This is a genomic window from uncultured Candidatus Kuenenia sp. (assembly GCF_900696675.1).
Taxonomy (GTDB): domain Bacteria; phylum Planctomycetota; class Brocadiia; order Brocadiales; family Brocadiaceae; genus Kuenenia; species Kuenenia stuttgartiensis_A.
Map to the genome: position 1 here is coordinate 1 of NZ_CAADGZ010000119.1, position 10,749 is coordinate 10,749.

Annotated in this window: 11 protein-coding genes; all 11 read left to right on the plus strand. The window is 36.1% G+C overall.

Annotation, left to right across the window (positions count from 1 at the left end; all coding sequences use genetic code 11):
- Window positions 1–1,034: 1,034 nt before the first annotated feature.
- The 11 genes from QZT26_RS14095 to QZT26_RS14145 all read left to right on the plus strand — a co-directional run bounded on the left by QZT26_RS14095 (window position 1,035) and on the right by QZT26_RS14145 (window position 10,425).
- Window positions 1,035–2,765 (plus strand): ABC transporter ATP-binding protein, encoded by a 1,731-nt coding sequence (locus tag QZT26_RS14095; protein WP_295103018.1) that lies wholly within the window; start codon window positions 1,035–1,037, stop codon window positions 2,763–2,765.
- 215 nt (window positions 2,766–2,980) lie between these two features.
- Window positions 2,981–3,496 (plus strand): acyltransferase, encoded by a 516-nt coding sequence (locus QZT26_RS14100; RefSeq protein ID WP_295103020.1) that lies wholly within the window; start codon window positions 2,981–2,983, stop codon window positions 3,494–3,496.
- Window positions 3,497–3,774: 278 nt separating this feature from the next.
- Window positions 3,775–5,202: a hypothetical protein gene (locus QZT26_RS14105; RefSeq protein WP_295103021.1), complete on the plus strand. Its 1,428-nt coding sequence runs from the start codon at window positions 3,775–3,777 to the stop codon at window positions 5,200–5,202.
- A gap of 146 nt (window positions 5,203–5,348) precedes the next feature.
- Window positions 5,349–6,293: a glycosyltransferase family 9 protein gene (locus QZT26_RS14110; protein WP_295103024.1), complete on the plus strand. Its 945-nt coding sequence runs from the start codon at window positions 5,349–5,351 to the stop codon at window positions 6,291–6,293.
- Between the two features lie 9 nt (window positions 6,294–6,302).
- Window positions 6,303–7,091, plus strand: coding sequence for a transketolase (locus QZT26_RS14115; RefSeq protein WP_295103026.1), 789 nt, complete (start codon window positions 6,303–6,305; stop codon window positions 7,089–7,091).
- A 32-nt stretch (window positions 7,092–7,123) separates the two neighbouring features.
- Window positions 7,124–7,420, plus strand: a complete 297-nt coding sequence (locus QZT26_RS14120) for a UPF0175 family protein (protein WP_295103030.1) — start codon at window positions 7,124–7,126, stop codon at window positions 7,418–7,420.
- Between the two features lie 10 nt (window positions 7,421–7,430).
- Window positions 7,431–7,721, plus strand: coding sequence for a hypothetical protein (locus tag QZT26_RS14125; RefSeq protein WP_295103031.1), 291 nt, complete (start codon window positions 7,431–7,433; stop codon window positions 7,719–7,721).
- A 172-nt stretch (window positions 7,722–7,893) separates the two neighbouring features.
- On the plus strand, window positions 7,894–8,049 hold the full coding sequence (locus QZT26_RS14130; protein ID WP_295103034.1) for a hypothetical protein: 156 nt from the start codon (window positions 7,894–7,896) through the stop codon (window positions 8,047–8,049).
- Between the two features lie 8 nt (window positions 8,050–8,057).
- Window positions 8,058–8,975, plus strand: coding sequence for a transketolase C-terminal domain-containing protein (locus tag QZT26_RS14135; RefSeq protein WP_295103035.1), 918 nt, complete (start codon window positions 8,058–8,060; stop codon window positions 8,973–8,975).
- Between the two features lie 18 nt (window positions 8,976–8,993).
- Window positions 8,994–9,656: a class I SAM-dependent methyltransferase gene (locus QZT26_RS14140; protein WP_295103038.1), complete on the plus strand. Its 663-nt coding sequence runs from the start codon at window positions 8,994–8,996 to the stop codon at window positions 9,654–9,656.
- Between the two features lie 85 nt (window positions 9,657–9,741).
- Complete coding sequence (locus QZT26_RS14145; RefSeq protein ID WP_295103041.1) at window positions 9,742–10,425, plus strand: hypothetical protein; 684 nt, start codon at window positions 9,742–9,744, stop codon at window positions 10,423–10,425.
- Window positions 10,426–10,749 lie beyond the last annotated feature (324 nt).

Sequence of the window (10,749 nt, forward strand, 5' to 3'; positions counted from 1 at the left end):
AATATATAGGAAAATTAGGCACAATCGATATTTTATTATTAAACAGGGCGGGCAGATCAAATACGCCGATCATCAAGATCAGTCTGTGCCAACCTGAGGGAAGCTTGGGCAAAAAGGCGTTACCCTGCACATTTTGTAAGCAAACTTACAGACTGTGACGGAGAAAACAGTGAAACAGATACATGGTTAGACTTTGCACGAGACTGCAACTACATTACGGACAAACATCATAAGGAGCTGACGTCTATTTGCTTAGAAGTTGGAAAAATGCTTGGGAGTATGATCAATAATCCAAAGCCGTTTCTGATCTCCGCCCCCTGACCCCTGACTTCTGGTCTCTGCCCTCTGCCCTCTGCCCTCTGCCCTCTGACTCCTGACTTATGCCCTCCGCCCTCCGACCTCAACTATTTAATGAATTTTCCAATTGACAATCCCTGAATAAATGTTTAATATGCCGAACGTTTGAAATTATAAACGTTTATTATTTCAAACAATCCTCTCCTTTGTTGTTTATAGTTATATAACTTATGAGTGTGATGCCAAATATGGATGTGTAATCCTATTCCACCGGCAAACAAATTGATCATAAGTCATTAAATATTGTAAGTTACATATATAACACCCATGTAACTGAGAGGGATGAAGTCCATGAATACTACCCGCTTGAACAGTTTGAACTAATTGAATGTTTAGGAATTTCAATATTTTTAGTTAAGCAATAAACAAACCCACCCCCCAACCCCTCCAAGAGGGGATTTATCAAATTCCCCTCTTGGAGGGGTTGGGGGGTGGGTAAAAATGAATGCCGTTTGGTTTTTGTCTTTTAAAAACCCGACCTCATTGAATGTCAATACAAATCAATTATCTACACAACCGTTTAACGAATCAGCCATTACAAGATAACTGTAAAATAAATGAAAAGTATTTTTTCTAAATTTTTATATCTATTTAACCGTAGAGAAAAGCTACAGATATTTGCCCTGTTTATTTTAATACTTGTGAGCGCATTGTTTGAGACATTTGGGGTGGGTCTAATGTACCCCTTTATTTCGATACTTAAAAATCCGGAAGTCATCCACTCTTATAGAATTTTGCATTGGTTTTATGTTTTCATGGGTATGGGATCCTTGAAAGAATTCTTAATTTGGGCTGTAATAGGATTGATTGCATTTTATTTATTCAAAAATGCCTTCCTGGTTTTGTTGGCTTATGCACAATCAAGATTCATTTATAATAAACAGATATTGTTTGCCCAGCGTTTATTTGTTTTCTATCTTAATCAGCCCTATACCTTTCATGTGCAAAGGAATACCGCAGAATTACTGCATAAAATCAACGTTACGGTTTCTACGCTTTTTAGTGGTTTTCTGCTTTATGCGATAATGTTCGTGATTGAAATAATAACTACTATGTCCATCCTTAGCCTACTCATTATATTAAAACCACTGCCGTCTATAATTGCAGTAGGCGTGTTGGGTATTATTACAATTTTTTTTTATAAGTTAATTCGGAAAAAGATCGGGAAGCTCGGTGAGATGAGGCATCATTTCGGCGAACAGATGGCCCGCTGGGTTAATCAGGGTTTGGGCGGGATAAAGGAAACCAAGGTGCTGGGGAGGGAAGGATTCTTTGCCAATGAATATAATAAAAACAGCAAGGGATATGTTAATGCAGAAAGATTTCTCTATGTGATTAATCAACTCCCTCGCCCATTTCTGGAGACGATATGCATTTTGAGTATGTTCCTGATAATGCTATTAATGATGGCTCAGAATAAAGATTTGGGATCGATCATACCCACATTGTCATTATTTGCAATGGCCGCTTTTCGAATCATACCATCTATGAACCGCATCTTTGCAGCTGCCACAGTAATGCGCTACAACAGTTCTTCGGTTGAAATAGTTTATAATGAACTGACCTCTTTCGATAAACATCCTGCTTCATTTGAAAGGGCGCCTGCTGATGTTATTGCAAAAACAGTGGACAAACCAAAAACTCCTGCTGTTTCCTTTCCCGCAGGAGAGTCCTTCTTTGATAATGCAATAGAACTTAAGAACGTTTCCTATCAATATCCCAATACTGAGAAGGCAGTTCTTAACGGTATTTCGCTCGTAATTCCAAAGCACTATTCTATCGGATTTGTTGGTCCTTCGGGGGCAGGCAAGACTACTCTTGTGGATGTGATTATCGGCCTGCTTATGCCAACGCAGGGAGAGGTATTGGTTGATGGTAAAATTATGAAAGATAGTTTATCAGATTGGCAACGCCGAATAGGTTACATTCCACAGAGCATATATCTCTCCGATGACACCATTCGGCGTAATATTGCTTTTGGTTTGTCTGATGAACAAATCGATGAGAATCAAATCTGGTCAGTTCTTGACTCTGCACAACTTAAGGAATTCGTTAATAATCTACCTGACAAACTGGGTACTTTTGTAGGGGAGCGAGGCATTCGTCTTTCTGGCGGCCAACGGCAACGCATAGGTATTGCCAGGGCATTGTATCGTAATCCTGAAGTTTTAATTATGGATGAAGGTACCGCCTCTCTGGATAACGAAACAGAATGGGAAATTATGCAAACAGTAAAAAACTTACGTGGGGAAAAAACAACAATAATTATTGCACACCGTTTAAGTACTATAAAAAATTGCAATCTGCTGTATTTCATAAAAGATGGTACTGTTGCTGACTATGGGGCGTATGACGAGTTGCTCGATAAAAGTTTTGAATTCAAGGCAATGGTAATGGCTGAGGAATAAAAAAACTGAGTAATAAAAAAACTGAGTAATAAAATAACACATTTGAAGAAACAACCACTTAATATTTCAGATGCAACCTCCACCCATCCATAAATTATCTTGAGTTAATGGATAAGTTAAATTTTATCTTAAGACATATTTATAAAATAAATTCTTTTTTACTTAGGAGACTGCTATATTACTATAGTTTCTTGGTTAACAGTCTGTGTTTTTATTTGAAAGATATTACAATAGGGAAAAAATATAAAATCTATGGAAATATCTTCATAGAAAACTCAGGGAAGATCGTAATGGGAGATAATTTTAAAGCAAATTCAGGAAAAAGATATAATCCTATTGGGGGAGATACGGTTCTTCGGCTAATATGCGCGAAAAACGCTGAATTGAGTATTGGAAATAATGTAGGAATTTCAAATTCAACGATTTATTGTACGACAAAAATTGTAATAGAGGATAATGTGGCTATCGGAGGCGGGTGCAAAATATGGGATACCGATTTTCATTCACTAGATCCCACGATAAGATTAACTGCCTTAGATAAGGGGGTTAATATAAAAACAGGCACTATTCATATTAAAAAAAATGCCTTTATCGGAGGGGGAGCTGTTATATTAAAAGGTGTAACTATTGGAGAAAACTCAGTTATAGGGGCTTATAGCCTTGTTTCTGCGGATGTGCCTGCAAATGAAATTTGGGGTGGAAATCCTGCCAAATTTATAAGAAAATTATAGGCTTGACTAGTTAAGAGTAACTACCTAAATCTTGCACATATCACAGTGTGTTTGTAATCATAAGTGCAGTTTTGACACATATCTGCCTGTGCGTTGCATGCAGACAGGTAAACGCTGATTCACATTGATTTTTCAACAAAATGTACCTAATTTTATCTGCGCTTATCTGTGTTAATCGAAGATATCGTGCTATATGGAAATCTATTTTTGTTGTACGTTTAAACAGTGTAAGATGGGTTTGAAAGATGTGTTGTCATTAGAAAAGGGAGCAATGTTTCGTGTTTAAAAATTTTTATAGAGAAAAAGAAATTAAAGATAAGTTATCAGAAGTAGATAAAGTACATCCTCAATTATATAATCTCTTATTAGAAAAGATAGAGTTCCGCAAATATCGCAGATTTAAAAAAACGATAAGACAATCAATAAGAAAATTCCTTGCAATGGGGGTAAAAGAATATTTAAAAACACTTTTCAGTAAAGATATTGTTAGTAAAATTAATACTCCTTCAAATAAGAAAAAAGTTATATTTGTTGTTGGTTTAACATTTAATAGTGTAGGAATGAGTATCTACTTGAGAAAGACAGGGGAATTTGAGACAATCTTACTTGTGGAAAATCCCTGGCTCGTAGATTTTTTTAAGCAATATTTTGATGAAGTTTACGTATACAATTCTTATTACGAAGTTGCATATATATTGCTTGCTTCGAAACCTTATATTGTCCATGTCCATGGGGCATCTTGTTATTATTTTTTTGGTGTTGTAGCACAATGCCTTAATAATGCCGGCATAATTGTTGGGTTTGTTGACCCACCTTCTTTTGAACCATCGGCAGATAATCCTAATGAATTGCGGAAAAAACCTAAAGAAACGCAGCTAGATTGTTATTCAGAGGAATTTCTTTTTAAAAAGGCAGATGGAATTGTTCTCACCATGAATACCCTTGTTGCTGGAGAACAATTATGTCTTCGTTACAACACAAAGGTACCATTACTTGAATTTCCCACATACGTATGTGACAAGTTTTTCAAGGAAGAAGAGAAATATTCACGAAGAGATGGTAAGACTTACCTAGTATATGGTGGTATTGTTACTCCTTCTGATAAACCAAAGGAAATATTTGGATCAACTCAACTTATAGATCTTGCAAAAAGTTTAATTAATCAGGGATTACATTTCCATATGTACCTTTCTCCGCATTTTTCTCCAATTCAAATTAATAAATTATATTCTGATTATGTTCAATTAACTGCCAATATACCTAATTTCAGTTTTAAGTATGGAATCCCACTTGATAAAGCAACAAAAGAGTTCTCAAAATATGATTTTGCGGTTTTGATGATACATTTAACAGATCAAACAAAATTGAATGTATTTCATTACGATACCTGTATACCAACTAAATTTTTTACTTATCTATCTGCAGGGCTGCCAGTTATTGTAAGTAAAGAATTTGGTTATATTGCATCGCTCGTCAAAAAACATGAAATTGGTATTGTGATAAGTGAAAATGAAATCGATTCACTTTCCGAAATAATAAAAAGATACGACTATGAAAAATTAAAAGCCAATGTCAAACGAGCAAGGGAAGAGCTTTCCATGAAAAGGCATATTAATCGTTTAATTGAGTTCTATGAGGAAGCTTGTAGTAAATCAACGAATAGTGTTTGTAAAGAGATGGCTGTAACGGGCGCAAATAAAAACTAAAATCTCGGTTATAACAACATAAAAACGATAAAACTATGTTGTCTTTCGTACTTCTCATATAATTTGATATATCGTTCTATAATTATCCTTACCGGAATTACAAGTCGGGATTATTTTACCAGTTAATTAATTTCTAGGAACAGCTCATGATAGTAAAAATTCTCATTATAAAGCTGGGATTTTCAGAGACTTTGGATACGGAGATAGGACGGGTTCCAAGCCTTGGAGATGTACTGAGGACAACGCCAATATTATGGGCATTGAAGGAAAAATACCCGGATTCACATATAACATGGCTTGTCTCTGAAAATGCAGAGCAGTTATTACATGGGAACAAATTTATTGATAGGATTTTGACGTGGGATGCCTTTGTACCATTTCAGTTGATGAGAGAGAAGTTTGATATCCTCATAAACCTCGAAAAGATATCAGGCGTAGCAGCACTTTCTGATATGATTGACGGATGGACACGGTATGGCTTTCGATTTGACAGTATTACCGGAAGTTACCACGCATATGAAAGTGGTTTAAGTTTTATCGATTATATAGAGAGAAAAAAGAAAACCAATAATACAAAAGATTTCTGGCAAAAGGTCTTGATTGAAATGCTCGGTGTAGAATGGAAGGGACAAGAATACATCATAGGATATAAACCTAGGACGGAGGAAACGTATGACGTTGGACTAAACTACGAAGTTGGCTCTAAGTGGCCCACGAAAGCTATGCCTATGGAAAGATGGAAAGAACTTGAGAAAAGGCTTCTGGATTTAGGTCACACCGTGTCGTGGCAGCGGGGGCTGAAGGATTTGTACGAATATATGGATTGGATAAATTCCTGCAAACTAATCATATCGACCGATAGTCTTGGAATTCACTTGGCAATTACTTTTAAGAAAAGAGTTTTGGGGCTTTTTGGATCAACGGATTCACAGGAAATATATTTTTATGAAAAAGGTAAAGTTGTTCATTCGAAACAGGAATGTGAATACATGCCTTGCTATCGTTCAAAATGTATCACGGATTTGAATTGCATGAATAGCATAAATATAGACAAGGTAGTTGAGGCGTTAAGAGAAATGCTCAGTAAATAAAGAGGTGGAATGGAATTGGAAAAATCAAACATATCGAAAGAAATAAGAAAGACAATTATTGAACTGGCTCATAAATCAAAAAGTCCTCATGTAGGATCTTCTTTATCCTGTGTGGACATATTAACGGTTCTCTATTTTGATGTGCTAAACTTGCAACCATGGGAAAAAAGGGATATCTTCATTTTGAGTAAGGCACATGCTGCAATGTCCCTTTACAGCACTCTAGCTACAAGAGGAATAATGGATAAGAAACTCTTGCAGGGATATTATCAAAACGAAGGAACGCTTCCGGCACATCTCGATAGATTTACTGCAAAAGGGGTAGAAGTATCGGCAGGTTCACTAGGGCATGGATTTAACATGGGGCTTGGCATGGCCTTTGGATTTAAAAAGAAAAAACAAGACAGGAAGGTATACGCCTTAATAGGTGATGGAGAATCACAGGAAGGTTCTATCTGGGAAGGCGCCCTGTTTGGTTCAAAACTCGGATTAGATAACTTTACCGCTATCATGGACTATAACAATCTCCAGGGATACGGAAGGGCACGGGAATTATGCAGTTTTGAGCCGATAAAATCGAAATGGGAGGCATTCGGGTGGCATGCCATAGAAACAAATGGCCACGACCTCGATGCTATCAAGGGCGCTTTATGTGAAGCCACAAATGGAAAACCCAAAATAATTATTGCACATACTACCAAAGGTAAAGGCGTTTCCTTCATGGAAGATCAACTTATATGGCACTATTATATTGTTGCGGATGAATATAGAGATAAGGCGCTTCGAGAATTAGAATAAGTCTTTTAAGTGATATTTTTGAGGGAAGGCGAATGAAGCTAATCGAAAAAGAAATAAATATCTTATTGGAGAAGGGATATTACAAAAATAAAGAAGAATTAATGGATGACGCATGTAGATCTCTTTTGAGAAACAGACCTCATTTGAGAATAGATATCGCCACAACTTTATATGGAAGGGCAGAGATTTCACTGACAAAAGCATCAGAAATTGCAGGTGTATGCACAGAAGAATTCAAAAAAATTTTAAAAGACAAGGGATTCGTAATGGAGGTTCCACCAATTCCTAAAGAAGAACTAGATAAACAGGTGAAATTTATAATAAAGTAGAAATATATAAATGACAATTTTTGATACGGATATTTTGAGTACATTTGCGAAGATTAACAGACTGGATTTAATAAAGAAATTGTTTGGAACGATTTATATTACTCCAATGATAAAAGAAGAACTTCTTGCCCCTTTAGAATATGGATATAAATTTCCATTACAAATTCTGAATGATAGTACTGTTATTATGCCAACAGAAGGAGACTTGCGTTTATATGCAAATTTAAGTATCCTCTCAAAATTTCATGGTAAATGCTGCTTGTTAGACAGTAAAACCCGCATAAATACTGGCTTTCGATAAATTTAAAACGGGTTTTACCCTGCTTTTTTGAGAGGATACAAATTTAAGAACAAAACTTGGTAAAGGGGAATCAGAAGCTATTTCTATAGCACGGGGTAGAAAACTATCATTTGTCACAAATGATAAAGTTGCCCAAGAAATAGCAAAAGGAAATGGAGTAAACATTATATCTATGCAAGCCATTTTGAAGGCATCTTTAGAGAATCACTTTTTATCAAAAGTGGAACTTTTTGAAGTCATTAAAGATATGGGATTTAAAGACGGTCTTACTATACCAGAAGATGAAATAAAGAATATCCTTGACCAAAACAAGTCAGAAAGCGACTAAAAGGGCAAATGAGAAATACATTTATAGACACAATAATTGACACATGCAAAACAAGAGAGGACGTTTTCATTATCAGTGGAGACGCTGGTCTTGGCGTCTTTGATGAATTCAAAGAGAAGCGTGCCGAAAGGTTCTTGAATCTTGGTGTTGCTGAGCAGAATATGATTAGTTTTTCTGCAGGGCTCGCGATGACAGGTTTTAAGGTCTATGTATACAACATAATTCCTTTTGTCCTGTATCGTTGCTATGAACAGGTGAGAAATGATATCTGCTATCAAGAGCTGCCAGTCACATTAGTCGGTATTGGAAGTGGGATCACTTACTCTCCCCAGGGAATGACCCATTATTCTGTAGAAGATCTGGGGATAGCACAAACCCTCCCGAATTTGAAAGTTTTTTCGCCTATAGATCCGATAGAGGCAAAACTTGCAGCAAGATATTCTTTAAGCAGCGAATCACCCCTATATGTGAGACTTGCCAAAAGAGGTGAACCTAATATACACAAAACCGAAAATTTCGATATAACCGAACCTCAGCTTGTTGAGGACGGAGAAGATATTGCTCTTGTTTTTCATGGATCTATTGGCTTAGAGGTATTGAAAACCAGAGAACTATTGAAAAAGGATGGAATCCGTCCAAAGTTTATTTCAATTCCCATGGTAATGCCGATAAATACAGAAAAATTGTTTTCTATGCTTCAGAATCTAAAATGTGTTATTACGGTAGAAGAGCATTTCATAAATAGCGGGATTGGTTCCATGCTGTCAAGGGAATATGTGAAGACAAAGCCGGGTTGGGAGCTGTTCACGCTCGGAATACCAGATGGATTTATTCATGTAATCAAAGATTTGGATGGCATGCGAGAATATTTTGGAATTTCAGCGGCCAAAATAGCGGAGTATATACGAAAGAAAGCAACTGTGTAAGAAAGGTGAAAGGGAGAAATGGGAAGATTGTTAAATATAGTTACACCCCTGCATAAAAAGACAAAGAGAGATTATATCGGAAGGATGACGGACAATAAAATCGAATGTATGAAAATCGCCAAGAAATATGGACAGGAATACTGGGACGGTGACAGGCGATATGGATACGGTGGTTACAAATATGATGGCAGGTGGGAGGCCGTTGCCAGAAAACTCATAGAAACATATAATCTTACCGATAATGCAAAGATTCTTGACGTTGGTTGTGGAAAGGGGTTTTTGCTTTATGAGTTTAAAAAACTTCTACCAAACTGCAGCATAGCAGGCTTCGACATCTCTGAGTATGGACTTAAAAATGCTAAAGAGGAAATAAAGGAAAAATTGTTTCAATATAAAGCTCAGGATGTCTATCCTTTTGGGAATGACGCCTTTGACCTGGTTATTTCAATTACAACCCTTCACAATCTCCATGTGTTTGAATTTAAAACAGCCATAAAGGAGATTGAAAGAGTAGGGAAGAATAAGTATATCGTTGTGGAAGGATACAGGGATGAGGATGAGTTGTTTAACCTCGAATGCTGGGCATTAACCTGTGAAAGCTTCTTCAAACCGCAAGAGTGGATTTGGTTGTTCAATGAGTTTGGATATACCGGGGATTATGAGTTTATCTATTTTGAATAAAGAATAATTTTGGACGCAGATGAACGCGGATTACATAGATTTTAAATATTAAAAAACACCGATGGGGGTATTGGGAACGTTAAATATGAGCCACGCTAAGGCTGCAGATAAAGAAAAAAAAGAAGAATATAATCAATATAAAATGCACCTTTTAGATGCTCGAAAAACTACCTTCCAACAGCTTGATAAGGCCATATTTACTCTTTCTGGTGGTGGTTTGGGATTATCAATTGCTTTTTTAAAAGATATAGTTTCCATTAAACAGGCTGCATGGTTATATCTTTTATTTTCTTCATGGAGTTTATTTATAGCTTCTATTATCTTAACGCTTGTATCATTTCTATCTAGCTGGGTTGCGATAGATAAGCAACTCAACTTTGCCGAAGAATATTATAATCAAGATAACACATCAATTTTAAGTAAAACGAATAAAGCATCAATCTTAACCATCACATTGAATATTATTTCCGTAGTTTGTTTCGTTATAGCAGTTATACTTATAGTTCTTTTTATTTCTAAAAACCTTTTAAAGGAGCGCGTTATGAATAAACGTTATGATGCAAATGTGATGCAGGAGTTGGAAGGATTAGGTGGGTATGTTCCTCCAATGATGCAAAAAGGCAAGAGTATTATGGTAGAAAAAAAAGGATTTGTTCCAAATAAATTACCAAAAGATTCTGGAAAAACGTCTTCTACAAATTCCGATCAAAATAAAAAACCAAAACCTAAAACTAATAATTCGGATAGACAGTTAACAATAATTACTTAAATTTATTATTGTAGATTTGGCAAATCAAATAATAAACAGTTATTGAGTTAGAATTTTACTGATTAAACTCAATAACCATTTTAAATTATTTAAAAGCAAATGATACGGAGGTTGGGCTTTTGCTTAATTTTGGCAGTAAACCGGAAATTAAACGCAGGGTATTTGGTAATTCGAGGGAAAATATATCTGTGTTTATCTGGTACGCCAAGAAGCGTATATATATCAGTTGGTGCAAATCCAACCCGCCAATTGACCGTTCGGGCGGTAGCGAAAGAGGCAGAAAGCCTCACGGGAGGACGTAAACAGCGATGAATACGTTCGAGT

Coding starts and splice junctions, on each gene's coding strand:
- QZT26_RS14095 (WP_295103018.1), top strand. CDS start 1,035: ATGTACCCCTTTATTTCGATACTTAAAAATCCGGAAGTCATCCACTCT.
- QZT26_RS14110 (WP_295103024.1), top strand. CDS start 5,349: ATGATAGTAAAAATTCTCATTATAAAGCTGGGATTTTCAGAGACTTTG.
- QZT26_RS14115 (WP_295103026.1), top strand. CDS start 6,303: ATGGAATTGGAAAAATCAAACATATCGAAAGAAATAAGAAAGACAATT.
- QZT26_RS14120 (WP_295103030.1), top strand. CDS start 7,124: ATGAAGCTAATCGAAAAAGAAATAAATATCTTATTGGAGAAGGGATAT.
- QZT26_RS14125 (WP_295103031.1), top strand. CDS start 7,431: ATGACAATTTTTGATACGGATATTTTGAGTACATTTGCGAAGATTAAC.
- QZT26_RS14130 (WP_295103034.1), top strand. CDS start 7,894: ATGCAAGCCATTTTGAAGGCATCTTTAGAGAATCACTTTTTATCAAAA.
- QZT26_RS14135 (WP_295103035.1), top strand. CDS start 8,058: ATGAGAAATACATTTATAGACACAATAATTGACACATGCAAAACAAGA.
- QZT26_RS14140 (WP_295103038.1), top strand. CDS start 8,994: ATGGGAAGATTGTTAAATATAGTTACACCCCTGCATAAAAAGACAAAG.
- QZT26_RS14145 (WP_295103041.1), top strand. CDS start 9,742: ATGAGCCACGCTAAGGCTGCAGATAAAGAAAAAAAAGAAGAATATAAT.